The 15,167-nt window shown below is 42.3% G+C and carries 13 protein-coding genes; 11 read left to right on the plus strand and 2 right to left on the minus strand.

The features are described 5' to 3' along the window. Nucleotides 1-215: 215 nt before the first annotated feature. The 3 genes from HCG69_RS19820 to HCG69_RS19830 all read left to right on the plus strand — a co-directional run bounded on the left by HCG69_RS19820 (nt 216) and on the right by HCG69_RS19830 (nt 3,862). A complete protein-coding gene (locus HCG69_RS19820) occupies nt 216-1,283 on the plus strand; it encodes a DUF1573 domain-containing protein (protein ID WP_221651451.1) in 1,068 nt (355 codons plus the stop codon). Between the two features lie 18 nt (nt 1,284-1,301). Continuing rightward, a complete protein-coding gene (gene meaB, locus HCG69_RS19825; protein WP_221651452.1) occupies nt 1,302-2,396 on the plus strand; it encodes a methylmalonyl Co-A mutase-associated GTPase MeaB in 1,095 nt (364 codons plus the stop codon). A 113-nt stretch (nt 2,397-2,509) separates the two neighbouring features. Further along, nucleotides 2,510-3,862, plus strand: a complete 1,353-nt coding sequence (locus HCG69_RS19830) for a threonine/serine exporter ThrE family protein (RefSeq protein WP_221651453.1) — start codon at nt 2,510-2,512, stop codon at nt 3,860-3,862. A gap of 83 nt (nt 3,863-3,945) precedes the next feature. Here the strand turns inward: HCG69_RS19830 and HCG69_RS19835 are convergent, their stop codons facing one another. Further along, nucleotides 3,946-4,860, minus strand: coding sequence for a DMT family transporter (locus HCG69_RS19835; protein ID WP_221651472.1), 915 nt, complete (start codon nt 4,858-4,860; stop codon nt 3,946-3,948). Nucleotides 4,861-4,952: 92 nt separating this feature from the next. Here HCG69_RS19835 and HCG69_RS19840 point away from each other — a divergent pair, with 92 nt between their 5' ends. From HCG69_RS19840 to HCG69_RS19855, 4 genes are all read left to right on the plus strand, one after another. After that, entirely contained in the window at nt 4,953-5,786 is an 834-nt protein-coding gene (locus tag HCG69_RS19840) for an AAA family ATPase (protein WP_221651454.1), read from the plus strand. A gap of 87 nt (nt 5,787-5,873) precedes the next feature. After that, a complete protein-coding gene (locus tag HCG69_RS19845) occupies nt 5,874-6,872 on the plus strand; it encodes a DUF4435 domain-containing protein (RefSeq protein ID WP_221651455.1) in 999 nt (332 codons plus the stop codon). 62 nt (nt 6,873-6,934) lie between these two features. Further along, the gene (locus HCG69_RS19850; RefSeq protein WP_221651456.1) at nt 6,935-8,191 is read left to right on the plus strand and encodes a mechanosensitive ion channel family protein; all 1,257 of its coding nucleotides are present in this window, start codon (nt 6,935-6,937) and stop codon (nt 8,189-8,191) included. Between the two features lie 27 nt (nt 8,192-8,218). Continuing rightward, nucleotides 8,219-9,112 carry an AraC family transcriptional regulator gene (locus HCG69_RS19855; RefSeq protein WP_221651457.1) on the plus strand — a complete coding sequence of 298 codons (894 nt, stop codon included), beginning with the start codon at nt 8,219-8,221 and terminating at the stop codon, nt 9,110-9,112. Between the two features lie 36 nt (nt 9,113-9,148). Here the strand turns inward: HCG69_RS19855 and HCG69_RS19860 are convergent, their stop codons facing one another. Then, on the minus strand, nt 9,149-10,135 hold the full coding sequence (locus HCG69_RS19860; RefSeq protein WP_221651458.1) for an aldo/keto reductase: 987 nt from the start codon (nt 10,133-10,135) through the stop codon (nt 9,149-9,151). Nucleotides 10,136-10,321: 186 nt separating this feature from the next. Here HCG69_RS19860 and HCG69_RS19865 point away from each other — a divergent pair, with 186 nt between their 5' ends. Genes HCG69_RS19865 through HCG69_RS19880 form a run of 4 tightly spaced genes read left to right on the plus strand, consistent with a single transcriptional unit; the run spans nt 10,322 to nt 15,126 of the window. Further along, nucleotides 10,322-11,614, plus strand: a complete 1,293-nt coding sequence (locus HCG69_RS19865) for a beta-mannosidase (RefSeq protein ID WP_221651459.1) — start codon at nt 10,322-10,324, stop codon at nt 11,612-11,614. 10 nt (nt 11,615-11,624) lie between these two features. Beyond that, entirely contained in the window at nt 11,625-12,614 is a 990-nt protein-coding gene (locus HCG69_RS19870; protein ID WP_221651460.1) for a glycoside hydrolase family 5 protein, read from the plus strand. Between the two features lie 14 nt (nt 12,615-12,628). Beyond that, nucleotides 12,629-13,858, plus strand: a complete 1,230-nt coding sequence (locus HCG69_RS19875; RefSeq protein WP_221651461.1) for a glycoside hydrolase family 27 protein — start codon at nt 12,629-12,631, stop codon at nt 13,856-13,858. Further along, the gene (locus tag HCG69_RS19880) at nt 13,855-15,126 is read left to right on the plus strand and encodes an acetylxylan esterase (protein ID WP_221651462.1); all 1,272 of its coding nucleotides are present in this window, start codon (nt 13,855-13,857) and stop codon (nt 15,124-15,126) included. Before HCG69_RS19875 ends, HCG69_RS19880 begins: the two co-directional genes overlap by 4 nt. Nucleotides 15,127-15,167 lie beyond the last annotated feature (41 nt).

Genomic DNA, 15,167 nt, shown 5'->3' on the forward strand with positions numbered 1-15,167 from the left:
GATAGCAACCCATTTAACTTATTTAACTGTTTTTTCTTGCACAAATATTTGCGCAGGTCTTAGAATTCTGCGTTAATTTGCGTTTTATCGTTATAACAGCGCAGCCCACTAATCACTACTCACTAAACCGCTAATCACTATTAATATTCCTTTCAATCCGTTCCATATCTCGTCGAAAACTCCTACATTTGTGCTTCAAATATAATATATAAAGCATGAAACGCAGTATACTCTCTATATTAACTGTTTTTATTATCACTTTGTCTGCCATTGCCCAACCCCGTCTTTCGTCCAATAAAGAGACGCATAACTTTGGGCAAATAGAATGGAAACATCCTGTAACTGTAGAATATACCATTACCAATACCGGAGATAAGCCATTGGTACTGACCAATGTCACCACATCTTGTGCCTGTTCGGTTGCCGATTGGACGAAAAAGCCGATTGCTCCCGGCGAAAAAGGTACTGTCAGTGCAACTTTTGATGCCAAAGCCCTTGGTCATTTTGAAAAAACGATTGGTATTTACAGCAATGCACAGCCCAGTCTGGTATATCTGAAATTTGTAGGTGAAGTGGTGCAGGAAGTTACGGATTTTGCAAAAACACATCCCTATGCTATTGGTTCTATCCGTTTGGATCGTACCGAATTTGATTTTCCGGATGCACACCGGGGAGAAAAACCGACCATTACATTCAGTGTCGTGAATTTGTCGGACCGTCCTTACGAACCTGTACTGATGCATCTTCCTCCCTACCTGAAAATGGAAAGAACGCCGGATGTGGTTCTGAAAGGAAAGAAAGGAAAGATCAAACTAACACTTGATACGAAACAACTCACCGATCTTGGCCTGACACAGACTTCTGTCTATCTGGCTCGTTTTGCCGGTGATAAGGTGAGCGAGGAGAATGAGATTCCAGTTTCGGCTATTCTTCTCCCGGACTTCTCGGGTATGACCATGCAGGACAGCCTGAATGTACCTGCCATCCGCTTGTCTGAAGACAACATTGACCTCAGTGCGCGGTTGGCTAAGAAGAACAAAGCCTCTCATGATATTGTTATTACAAATACGGGCAAAGCACCTTTGCAGATCAGTAAATTGCAGGTATTCAATTCCTCGGTAGGAGTGAGCCTGAAAAAGACGGTTCTTCAACCGGGTGCAAGTACCAAGCTGCGGGTTACCATTCATAAAAAGAATACAGGCAAGAAGAAACACCACTTACGTATTCTGATGATCACGAATGACCCGGCGCGACCGAAAGTAGAAATTAATATAAAACGATAATCCCTAAATATCATTACCATGGAACATCCGGAAAACAGCGAAGAATATAAAGGACTGGTTGTCAACAAAGGTATTGAGCAGCCTTCATCGGTAAATCCTTATCTGAAGCGTAAGCCGAAGAAGCGTCAGCGCTCTGTAGCAGAGTTTGTAGAAGGGATTGTACAAGGAAATATAACGATCCTCAGTCAGGCAGTGACCTTGGTGGAAAGCGTGAAGCCCGAACATCAGGCTATAGCTCAGGAAGTGATAGAAAAGTGCTTGCCATTTTCCGGAAACTCCATTCGGGTGGGGATTAGTGGTGTACCCGGTGCCGGAAAGAGTACTTCTATTGATGTCTTCGGTCTGCATGTGCTCGAAAAGGGAGGTAAGCTGGCTGTGTTGGCTATCGACCCGAGTAGTGAGCGTAGTAAAGGAAGTATTCTGGGGGATAAGACCCGTATGGAACAACTATCGGTACATCCCAATTCGTTTATTCGTCCCAGTCCCTCAGCAGGTTCATTGGGAGGAGTAGCACGAAAAACCCGTGAAACGATCATTCTTTGTGAAGCCGCCGGTTTCGATAAGATTTTTGTAGAGACAGTGGGAGTGGGGCAGAGTGAAACGGCTGTGCACTCTATGGTCGATTTTTTCCTGCTGATTCAGTTAGCAGGTACAGGAGATGAACTTCAGGGCATTAAGCGTGGTATCATGGAAATGGCGGACGGTATTGTCATCAACAAAGCCGATGGAAGCAATATAGATAAAGCCAAGCTGGCTGCATCCCAATTCCGCAATGCTTTGCATCTTTTCCCGGCTCCCGACTCTGGCTGGACACCACAGGTCTTGACGTATTCCGGTTTCTATAACATAGGTGTGAAGGAGATATGGGATATGGTTTATGAATATATCGACTTTGTGAAGGCGAACGGATACTTTGAATATCGACGCAATGAGCAGAGTAAATACTGGATGTATGAAAGTATTAATGAGCAGCTTCGCGATAGCTTTTATCATAATGTAAAGATTGAATCGATGCTATATGAAAAAGAACAACAAGTGCTTGGCGGTAATCTGACCTCTTTTATAGCAGCAAAGACATTATTGGATACCTATTTTGAAGAATTGAGAAAATAAGGATATTTATTCACTTTTTATCTGTCATCTTTCACTCTTGGGTGGGGCTTTTTTGAAAAGGAAATTGTACCTTTGTGCCCCTAAAAGAATAATATCATTATATATATACAAAGATGACGAATAATAATGTGATTGAGCAGGAAGAAGCTTTGTTGCTGAGGCGTAAACTTGACTTGTTGCTTCGTACTGGTAAATTATTGGTAGAAAGTGCTGCGGATACAAATCGGATTGTACGCAATATGAAGCGTGTAGCTGCTTATTTGGGGTTGCCGGAAGATAAACTTCATATTGATGTAAGCTATACAATGCTGGTCGTGAATGTCAGTGATGAGGCGCACTCTTTTTCTAAATTTCAGAAGTGTGAGAAGCATGGCATTAATATGACTGCCATTTCTGAGGTTAGTAAACTATCCTGGCGGGCTATTGAACATGATTATTCTTTGGATCAGTATGAAGAAGAACTGGAGAAAATCTGCTCCCGTCCGCGTAATTACATTCCTTATCTGGTAGCCATTGGTGCCGGTTTTGCTTGTGGAGGTTTTTGCAAGCTGTTTGGTTGCGACTGGATGGCCTTCTTACTGGCTTCTGTTTGTGCTTTTATCGGTTTCCGTGTCCGGGCTCGGTGCATGGAGTTTGGTATCAATGTATATATGAGTATTGCCATCGCGGCTTTTGTTTCTACTTGTCTGGCTTATGCTTCTTCGTTTAGCGGACTCTCGTCTACTCCTTATCATCCGCTTTTGGCCTGTGCCTTGTTTATTGTTCCGGGGGTTCCGTTAATCAATTTTGTGGATGATATGATAGATAATTATCTGCTGGTGGGCATCACGCGTGCTGCTAATACCGCTATGATGGTGGGAGCTATGGCTTTCGGTATTGTTCTTGCTATCCGTTTATGTGTAGTGGAGGATGTCAGTATTGATAAAAAGTTCAGTGAATTGAGTATGATTCCCCACGATCCTTATTATGTATATGCGATTGCTGCTGCAATTGCTGCAATGGGTTTCTCTATGATATTCAATATTCAGCGTCGTTTACTTTGGGTGGTAGCCGTAGGTGGTATCATTGCTGTATGTACACGTAATTTTGTGAATTTCGAGTTAGGTTTCGGACCGGTGATCGGTTCATTTATGGGTAGTTTTGTAGTCAGTCTGATTGCCGTGAAAGCTGTTCATTGGTTTCATGTTCCCAATCACGTATTGACCATTCCTTCCGTTATCCCTATGATTCCCGGTGTATTGATGTATCGCTCTTTGTTGGGACTCATCGGCATGCACGGCGTAGTAGGTGAAGTAACAGTTGCCTTTTACAACGGTATCAATTCTGCTCTTATTATTCTTTGCATAGCCTTAGGCGTAGCTGTCCCTAACATTTTTGCCCGTCGTTATATTGCCAAAGACCGCCAGAAATTCCTGGAAGAAGAACTGGCAAAGAGAAAGGCGAGGGGAAAATTTATAGAATGGTGATGAGTGATTAGTGATGAGTGATTAGTGATTAGTGATGAGTGATAAAGCGCAGCCACTAATCACTCATCACTAATCGTTAATCACTATAATCCTCCTTCCTTCTCCAAATCCGCCCTCGACTTGCTTTGTGTCACGATATATACACCCAGAAATACCAGACCGATGGCGATTCCCTTTTGCCAGCCAAAGGTACCGATACCCATGACTACTGCCGCGATAGACGCGATGATTGGCTGTACATAGTTGTACATACTAACTACTGTAGGGCGGAGTAACTTCTGCGCTGTCATTACGCAGATATAGGCGATGAAGCTTCCCCCCAATACTACATATAAAACCTGCCAGATGGCAGGTACGGAAATTGTGCTCCATTCAATCGCTGCTACATCCTGATAAGAGAATGGGATGTAGCACATAGAAGCATAAATGAACATCCATTTATTGATGGTGACTGCAGAATATTGCTGGGTAAGTCCTTTGAATACAGTTAGATAGATAGAGAAACTAAGCTGTGCCAGCAGACAGAGTAAGTCTCCCCAGATACTGCTATTGGTATCTCCTGAAATCTGACTGCCTAGTATGAGTATCAATGCTCCCATTGCTCCGACAAAGATACCTAATACTTTCTTGTTCGTAACCGGTTCTTTCAGGTAGATGGCGGCTACAATCATTGTGATGATGGGCAGAGTGGTAGTTACAATAGAGGCATCGATAGGAGAAGTCAATGACAATCCGAAGATGAAAACTCCCTGATTGAATACCAATGCAAACAAGGATGCAAAGAATATTTTGAGCATATCCTTATGATTCACATATTCCTGCTTACAAAATACGGAGAGTATCCAGAAAGCGGCAGCTGCCCCCACCATTCGAAAAGTAGTGACCGAAAGAGCAGAAAACTCTTGCAAAGCAAATTTTCCGATGGGAGCCATTAGTCCCCACATCACATTGGCAGTAAGGGCAAACAGATGTCCTTGTACGTTCTTGTTGATATTCATCTTTTTAGTGACCTTTATTGAAAACTGCTGCAAAGGTAACCAATTTATCATTTGAATTGTTTATATTTGCCTTGATATAAAGCAAGAATAGCATGGAAAAACAAGCCAAATATATCCGGCGTATTGAAATAAAAGGGTTATGGAAAAGATTTAATATTGCCTGGGACCTGCGCCCTGACGTGAATATCCTTTCCGGCATTAATGGTGTTGGTAAAACAACTATCTTAAATCGCTCTGTAGGTTATCTGGAGGACCTTTCCGGTGAGATGAAGAACGGAATGAAAGACGGGGTAGATATTTACTTTGATGATCCCGAAGCTACTTATATTCCTTATGATGTAATCCGTAGTTATGACCGCCCTCTTATTATGGGTGATTTTACTGCCCGGATGGCTGATAAGAATGTAAAGTCTGAACTTGACTGGCAGCTCTATCTTTTGCAACGCCGTTATCTGGATTATCAGGTGAATATAGGCAATAAAATGATTGAACTTCTTGCCGGTAATGATGAAGATGAGCGGAAAAGGGCAGCTACTTTATCGTTGGCTAAAAAGCGCTTTCAGGATCAGATAGATGAACTGTTCAGCTATACCCGAAAGAAAATAGACCGGAGGCGGAATGATATTGCTTTTTACCAGGATGGTGAGCTCTTATTGCCCTATAAACTCTCTTCCGGCGAAAAACAGATGCTTGTTATCTTGCTGACTGTATTGGTGCAGGACAATGAACATTATGTTCTTTTCATGGATGAACCGGAAGCCTCGCTCCACATCGAGTGGCAACAGAAGCTTATCGCTATGATTCGTGAACTGAACCCCAATGTACAAATAATACTGACCACTCATTCGCCTGCCCTCATTATGGAGGGCTGGCTCGATGCTGTCACCGAAGTAACCGATATTACAACGAATGTAGTTGACAATTGACAGTTGACAATTGACAGTTGACAATTGAGAATACAGAGTAATTTCAATCGTAAATAGTAAATCGTCCAATCGTAAATCTCACATGGCATGGCTCAAACCCTACGCGACAATCTGACTTCCTCTTACTTTAGTGCCGCCCATAAGCTTTATCCCAAGAACACACGCCGGAGAATCGTAGCTTATGTGGAAAGTTATGACGACGTGCCTTTCTGGCGCACGTTGTTTGAGGAGTTTGAGAATGATGAATATTATTTTCAGGTAATGCTTCCTTCGGCCACCTCTTTGGCAAAGGGGAAGAAGATGGTACTAATGAATACTCTGAATACGGCCGAATTAGGAAAAAGCCTCATCGCCTGTGTGGATAGTGATTATGATTTTCTTTTGCAGGGAGCCACTGCTACTTCCCGGAAGATAAACAGAAACAGATATATCTTTCAAACCTATACCTATGCCATCGAAAATCATCATTGCTTTGCAGAGAGTTTGCATGAGGTATGTGTACAGGCCACATTGAATGACCGTCCGTTGATTGACTTTGCTGCTTTCATGCGGAGATATTCCCAAATAACTTATCCTCTTTTTCTTTGGAACGTCTGGTTCTATCGGCAGCATGATACACACACGTTTCCTATGAGTGATTTTAATACATATATCCGGTTATTGGACGTCAATCTGCGGCATCCTGAACGATGTCTGGAAGCTTTACAAAGGACGGTCTCTGCCAAACTATCGGAACTGCAAACCCGTTTTCCTCATTATATTAGTCGGGTGGATGCCTTGGGTTCCGAACTGGAAAAGTTGGGATTGGTTCCAGAAACAACTTATCTCTATATTCAAGGGCATCATATAATGGATAATGTAGTGATGAAACTTCTGATACCGGTTTGTACGCTTCTTCGCAGAGAGCGGGAGCAGGAGATAAAGAAATTGGCAGAACATGATGAACAGTTTCGTAATGAACTGACTTGTTATCAGAACAGTCAGATAAACGTAGAAATCATGTTGAAGAAGAATAGTGCATACAAAGCACTGTATCTTCACCAATGGTTACGCGACGACGTAAGGGAATTCCTGGAGAAAGGGTAGTGACGTGAAACAAACAGGGTGTTTTGCCGTTGCCCTATTATAACGGCAGATAAAGTATAACAATGGAAAAAATTACAGGTATAATCAAGGAAATTCTCCAGTCATGGGGATTTAATGAGTCGTGGACTGATGATTTAACGAGCGCTATCATTTTAGTTATCATTTTGGCTATTGCTTTTTTGGGAGATGCTATTTGCAAGCATGTTATCCTGACGACGGTTACCCGGCTTGTGAAAAAAACAAAGGCCACATGGGATGACGTTGTGTTTGATCGCAAAGTGATGATTTATCTCAGCCATCTGGTGGCACCTATCATTCTGTATATACTGCTACCGCTTGCCATATCCAATGCCGGTCTGCTGACTTTTATATTACGTATTTGCATGATTTATATCATTGCAGTCTTTTTAAAGTTTATCAGTGCACTTCTCTCTGCACTTTATCATGTATACAGCGAGCGTGAGCAGTTTCGCGACCGTCCTTTGAAAGGATTGTTACAGACGGTTCAGGTCATTCTCTTCTTTATTGGTGGTATTATTATCGTCAGTATTCTGATTGATAAATCGCCAATGGTGCTGCTTACCGGTCTGGGAGCTTCTGCTGCTGTCCTGATGTTGGTATTCAAAGACAGTATTATGGGCTTCGTTTCGGGCATTCAACTTTCTGCCAACAATATGCTGAAGGTGGGAGACTGGATTGAAATGCCGAAGTATGGGGCCGACGGAACGGTGATTGAAGTAACCTTGAATACCGTAAAGGTACGTAACTGGGACAATACCATTACCACCATTCCTCCCTATGCTCTGGTCAGTGATTCTTTTCAGAATTGGCGGGGTATGCAGGAGTCCGGAGGACGACGTATAAAGCGTTCTATCAGGATTGATATGAACAGTGTGAAGTTTTGTACTCCGGAGATGTTGGCAAAATACCGGAAAATACGTCTGCTGAAAGACTATATCGAAGAGACAGAGAAGGTCGTAGAAGAGTATAACAAAGAGCATGGAATAGACAACTCCGTGTTAGTGAATGGCCGCCGTCAGACCAATTTAGGTGTATTCCGTGCCTATCTGACTAATTATCTGAGAAGCCTTCCGGCAGTCAACCAGGATCTTACATGTATGGTGCGTCAGTTGCAACCTACCGAACAAGGTATTCCTCTCGAACTCTATTTCTTCTCGTCCATCAAAGCCTGGATACCTTATGAAGGTGTTCAAGCCGATGTGTTCGATCATGTGCTTGCCATTATTCCGGAATTTGATTTGCATGTATTCCAGAATCCTACAGGAGAAGATTTCAGGGCGTTAAGCAGGAATAATTAAGAATTTAGATTAATACTCTTTACAACAATGAATGCGCAGCAAAGTTATATTATCCGTGAGATTACTCCACTCTCTGACAAAGATTGTTTTTATATAGCCGAGCGGTATAAGACGGAATTTACATACCCTATTCACAATCATGCCGAATTTGAACTGAACTTTTGTGAGAAGGCTGCTGGAGTACGTCGGATTGTAGGTGACTCTGCGGAAGTAATTGGCGATTATGATCTGGTGTTGATTACCGGGCAGGATCTGGAGCATGTCTGGGAGCAAAACGAATGCAACTCAAAAGAGATACGCGAGATAACTATTCAGTTTTCCCCTGATCTTTTCTCTAAAAACTTCATTAATAAGAATCAGTTCGATTCTATTCGCCGGATGTTGGAACGTGCGCAAAAAGGACTCTGCTTCCCTATGTCTGCCATTATGAAAGTGTATTCCATGCTCGATACATTAGCTTCTGAAAAACAAGGATTTTATGCTGTGCTTAAGTTCATGACTATTCTGTATGAGCTTTCTCTCTTTGAGGAGGAATCCCGTACATTGTCCAGTTCTTCTTTTGCGAAGATCGATGTCCATGCTGATAGTCGGAGGGTACAGAAGGTACAGGAATATATCAATGAGCACTATAAAGAGGAGATTCGTTTGAATAATCTGGCAGATATGGTAGGAATGACTGCTGTTTCTTTTAGCCGCTTTTTCAAACTTCGTACCGGAAAGAGTCTTTCTGATTATATTATTGATATCCGTCTTGGGTTTGCCGCTCGCTTGTTGGTAGACTCTACCATGTCTGTAGCCGAGATCTGCTATGATTGCGGATTCAATAACCTCTCTAATTTTAACCGGATATTTAAGAAGAAAAAGGCATGCTCTCCTAAGGAGTTTCGGGAGAATTACAGGAAAAAGAAGAAGATCGTGTGAGAAGTGGTAGGGTTGTAACCCTACCTCCTCATAATTCTATAACCTCCTTAATTCTTCCTTTGTAAATGAGGTATTTCTTATTGCTTTCAGATTATCTTCCAGTTGGGCTACCGAGCTGGCACCAATGATGACTGATGTTACTAAATCATCTTTTAGAACCCATGCCAGAGCCATCTCTGCTAAGGTTTGTCCTCGTTCCTCTGCCATTTTGTTCAGTACTTTGATTTTGCTTAAAACTTCTTCTGTGAGTTGTTCCTTTTTCAGGAAACCTCCGCGGGCCATTCGTGAATTTTCGGGAATGCCATTGATGTATCGGTTCGTCAATAATCCTTGTGCTAAGGGAGAGAATGCAATAAATCCGGTACCATTTTCTTTGGCTTGTTGAAGGATACCCTCTTCTTCCGGTTCCCGGTTGAACAGGTTATATTTTCCTTGATAGAGCAAGCAATGTACGTCTCTTTCTGCCAGATATTTGTAAGCAAACTCAGCAGCTTCTTTCGGGTATTTGGAGATACCTACATACAAAGCCTTTCCTTGGCGGACAATATCTACCAATGTTTGCAATGTCTCTTCCAATGGAGTCACCGGATCATAACGGTGCGAATAGAAAATATCCACATAATCCAGATTCATACGTTTCAAGCTTTGGTTGAGGCTTGCCATCAGATATTTTCTTGATCCCCATTCTCCGTAAGGGCCCGGCCACATATCGTGTCCGGCTTTTGTAGAGATAAACAGCTCATCCCGGTAAGGGAGGAATGATTTTTTCATAATCTCACCGAACGTTTCTTCTGCCGAGCCATAGGAAGGCCCGTAGTTATTTGCCAGATCGAAATGAGTGATTCCTTTATCGAAAGCATAATGTGCCATTCGCTGGCTGTTGGCAAATGTATCTACATCTCCGAAGTTATGCCACAGCCCCAGGGAAATTTCCGGGAGCATAATTCCGCTTTTACCACAACGACGGTATTTCATACCGTTACTGTATCTCTCGTTGTCGGGTGAATAAACAGGGTTTATCATATTTGTAATTATTAGGTTTACATATCTAAGTATGTAAACAAAGATATGGTTTTTATACTAAAAAAGCAGCAAAAAAGACTTTACTATTTACTGAAAAGTCAAATAGTATAATGAAATGATAAAATAATACTGGATACTTAACTTCAACTGCACTATTTTTGTAATATCATTTTAAATCTGATAATTATGCTAAAGCAAATTGCGTTCTTTGTTGTTTCTATTACTTTATTGGGAGCTTGTACTCCAAAACAGACCCTCATTTCTTCTCCTTTCGTCCGCGTAGAAAACGGGCAGTTTATGCGTAATGATACACCTTATTATTACGTAGGTACTAATTTCTGGTATGGAGCGATACTCGGTTCCGAAGGTGAGGGAGGAGATCGCCAACGCCTTCGTAAAGAGCTGGATTTTTTGAAAAGTATCGGGGTAGATAATCTTCGTATATTAGTGGGCTCTGACGGTAATCGGGGTGTTACTGCCAAAGTAGAACCTACCTTGCAAATAGCTCCCGGAGTATATAATGATACTATTTTAGCCGGACTTGATTATTTACTGGCCGAAATGAGTAGGCGTAAAATGTTAGCTGTACTTTATTTGAATAACTCCTGGGAGTGGAGTGGTGGATATGGACAGTATCTCGAATGGGCAGGTTATGGTAAAGCACCTGTGCCGGCAGTAGATGGATGGCCGGCTTATATGGAATATGTGAAACTGTTTCAGCAATCGGATAGTGCGAAGGTTTTGTTTGCCAATTATGTGAATGATATGGTAAGCCGTGTCAATAGATATACGAATATAAAATATGTGGATGATCCGACCATTATGTCGTGGCAGGTAGGTAATGAACCTCGTGCTTTTTCTGATGAAAACAAAATACTGTTTGCTGCCTGGATTGCACAGGTGGCAGCTCAACTCAAGTCATTGGACAGAAATCATCTGGTGTCTACCGGTAGTGAGGGGATGTGGGGGTGCGAACAGGATATGGCTCTGTTTGAGCAGATTCATGCTGATCCGAATGTCGATTATATGAATATTCATATTTGGCCCTATAACTGGGGGTGGGCACCTAAAGATAGTTTACAGGAAAAACTTGAAACAGCAAAAGTCAAGACCAAAGCTTATATTGATGATCATCTGGTAGTGGCTCGTAAGTACAGAAAACCGCTGGTTCTTGAAGAATTTGGTTTCCCCCGTGATGGTTTTCAGTTCTCGAAAGAAAGTACTACCGGCGCAAGAGATGCGTACTATTCTTATGTGTTTGGTCTGATTTCTGATAAAGATGCTTCCGGTGGATTATTTGCCGGATGTAACTTCTGGGCATGGGGTGGTTTTGCAACTCCTTCTTCCGAGCGTGTGTTTTGGCAGAAAGGCGATGACTATACGGGTGATCCGGCACAAGAAGAACAAGGACTGAATTCTGTTTTTGCAACAGATAGCACAGTAGATATTGTGAAAGCAGCCAGTGTAAAACTAAAATAATCTGTAAGTTATGAAGTACCTATTAATAGGATTATTCTTTTTGATTGGCAGTGTTACTACAACAGGATGCGCTACAGAAATAGGAGAGTTGGGATCGGGAACGAAGAAAACGGTGGTGGAACGGAATGGCTGCCTGTCAGTGCGAGGAACCTCTCTTGTTAATGAAAGAGGCGAAAGTATTGTATTAAAAGGGGTGAGTTATGGCTGGCATAATTGGTGGCCCCGATTCTACAATGCTTCTACCGTCCAATTTCTGCATGATGACTGGGGATGCTCACTTGTGAGGGCAGCTATGGGAGTAGAACCGGAAGGTGCTTACATTCACTCTCCGGGACAGGCTCTTCAGTGCATTACTACGGTTGCGGATGCTGCAATTGCCAGTGGCATTTATGTGATTATAGATTGGCATAGTCATAGCATCCGTACCGAAGAAGCCAGACAATTCTTTACGCAGATGGCCACTCGTTATAAAGGGATCCCAAACGTGATTTATGAAATATTCAATGAACCGGTTGAAGATTCCTGGATAGATGTAAAGGCCTATTCGACAGAAATTATCCATGCTATTCGTACCATTGATCCGGAAGCACTTATTCTGATAGGCACTCCCCATTGGGACCAGGACGTTCATTTGGCTGCAGACGATCCTATAACCGGCTATACCAATATCATGTATACTCTACATTTCTATGCATCAACTCACAGACAGGAGCTTCGTGACCGCGCGGATTATGCTTTGAAGAAGGGACTTCCTTTGTTTGTATCCGAATGTGCCGGAATGGAGGCTACAGGTGATGGCCCCATCGATATCGGAGAGTGGGGCAGGTGGTTGGAGTGGATGAAAAAACACAGCATCAGTTGGGCTGCCTGGTCCATAGCCGATAAAGATGAAACCTGTTCTATGATTCAGAAATACGGTTCTTCTAAAGGAGATTGGAAGGATAGTGATCTGAAGGAGTGGGGTACGATCATTCGTGACGAATTGAAATTAACGAAATAAGAAAACATAAAATTATGAGAAAGATTACTTTAGTCGCTGTATTAGCGGCATTGTTGTGTATACCCTTCGGAGTGAAGGCGCAGAAATTTGAAGGATTGGCTGATACTCCGCCAATGGGCTGGAACAGTTGGAACAAATTTGCCTGTGATATAAACGAAGAAATAATCAGAGGCATTGCCGACGCAATGGTGGAAACAGGATTAAGAGATGCCGGATACATCTATCTGAATCTGGATGATTGTTGGCATGGCGAACGTGATAGCCTTGGATTTATTCAGGCAGATCCCGTTAAATTTCCATCAGGTATCAGGGCACTCGCTGATTATGTACATTCTAAAGGATTAAAACTGGGTATTTACTCGGATGCTGGCAGAAAAACTTGTGGTGGACGTCCGGGTAGCTTCGGTCATGAATATCAGGATGCTTTGCAATACGCTAAATGGGGAATTGACTATCTGAAATATGACTGGTGTGAATCCGAAGACATTAATCCGGTGGGAGCTTATAACTTGATGCGTGATGCACTTCGTGCTGCCGGACGTCCGGTTTACTTCAGCATGTGTGAGTGGGGGCATAGCAAACCTTGGGAGTGGGCTTCCGAAACTGGACATTCTTGGCGTACAACGGGAGATATTTATAATTGTTTCGATTGTGTAGATGAGCATCCGGGTTGGAAAGCTTTTGGTGTACTTCAGATACTTGACATGCAGAATGGACTTCGCAAGTATGCTGGTCCGGGACATTGGAATGATCCTGATATGTTGGAGGTTGGCAATGGACAGACTGTTAGTGAAGATCGTGCTCACTTTTCCATGTGGTGTATGCTTGCTGCACCACTGATCCTTGGGAATGACATTCGTAACATGAACCAGGATACGAAAGAGATTATTATGAATCAGGAAGTAATTGCACTTGATCAGGACAGTCTGGGTATTCAAGGCTTGAAGTTTGCTTCAGAAAACGGATTGGAATTCTGGTTCAAACCATTAGTGAATGATGAGTGGGCTTTCTGTATTCTCAATCGTACCACCACCTCTCAAGAGTATAGCATTGACTGGCAGAAGTTCAATTTGTATGATGAGGTAGCAAAGCGTTTTACTAATTTTGACTCTAAAGTATATAATATACGCAATCTTTGGACAAAAGAGGACGAAGGTAATACCCGGAAAGTGAAGCGTGTTATTGTTCCTGGTCATGATGTGGTATTATATCGTCTTACTCTTAATAAGAAAACAAAGAAATGAAAAGTTGGTTAGTAAACTTATGTTTGTTAGGGTATTCACTAACTTTATCTGCACAGTTGGATCAGGTAAAACCCAATTTGGATTATGAGGTGAAACAAACGAATGATTGGGTTTTTTATTCGCCAGCCAATCCTGTTATTCAGGTGGTTGTTGCTAACCATAAAGAGGTGACCCTTCCGGCTGTTTTACAGTTGGATATTTCTACAGACCGGCATCAGCCACTCTTGGCCCTTTCTCAGTCAATTCTTTTACAGAAGGGAGATTCTACAGAGATCACATTTTCGTTTACCCTTCCTGCGCCGGGTTTTTATCGTTGTGCTCTTTCTGAGGATGGACGGATGATTAAAAACTTTACTATTGGATATGAACCCGAAAGTATCCTTTCTCTGCCTGATAATCAACCCGATTTGAAAGATTTTTGGGAAAAGGCGAAAGCGGATTTGGCGGAGATAGTCCCCGAATATCAGTTAACTTTGATTCCTGATTCTTCCAATACAGAGCGCAGGCTCTATCGGGTGAAAATGAAATCGTTGGGTGGTGTTGAGATATCCGGTTTTTATTCTACTCCTGCAAAGAAAGGGAAATATCCGGCTATTATCTCTTATATGGGATATGGCTCAAAACCCTGGGTTCCCGGTGGTACTTCCGGTTATGTAGAATTTGTATTGTCCACCCGTGGGCAAGGGTTGCAAGAACCGGTCAATACCTATGGCGACTGGATAACCTATGGACTGGATTCCAAAGAAAATTATTATTATCGGGGTGCCTTTATGGATTTAATTCGTGCCATTGATTTCGTTACCAGCCGTTCTGAAGTGAATACTGACTATATCTTTGCCGAAGGAGGTAGTCAAGGTGGAGCATTTACTCTTGCCGCTGCTGCTCTCGATGATCGTTTTTGTGCCATTGCTCCTACCATTCCTTTTCTTTCTGACTATCCCGATTACTTCAAGATTGTTCATTGGCCGGCAGAACCTGTTCTTCAAAAGCAGAAAGAGATGGGGATAAGTGATGCAAAATTGTATCAGCTTTTGTCTTATTTTGATATAAAGAACCTTGCCGGTTGGATAAAGTGTCCGGTTATTATGGGCGTTGGCCTTCAGGATGAAGTTTGTCCGCCACATACAAACTTCTCCGGTTACAACCGTATATCAACTGAGAAAGAGTACCATATTTATCCTTTGAACGGGCACAATACACCTGAAAGTTGGTGGAAAACAAAGATGGACTTCTTTGAAAAACAGATGCGTAAAAGGAGTAGAAAGTAAGAGTCTGCTCTAAACAAAGAGTGTAAAGATTATAAGTGGTA

Source organism: Bacteroides sp. K03, assembly GCF_019734355.1.
GTDB lineage: Bacteria > Bacteroidota > Bacteroidia > Bacteroidales > Bacteroidaceae > Bacteroides > Bacteroides nordii.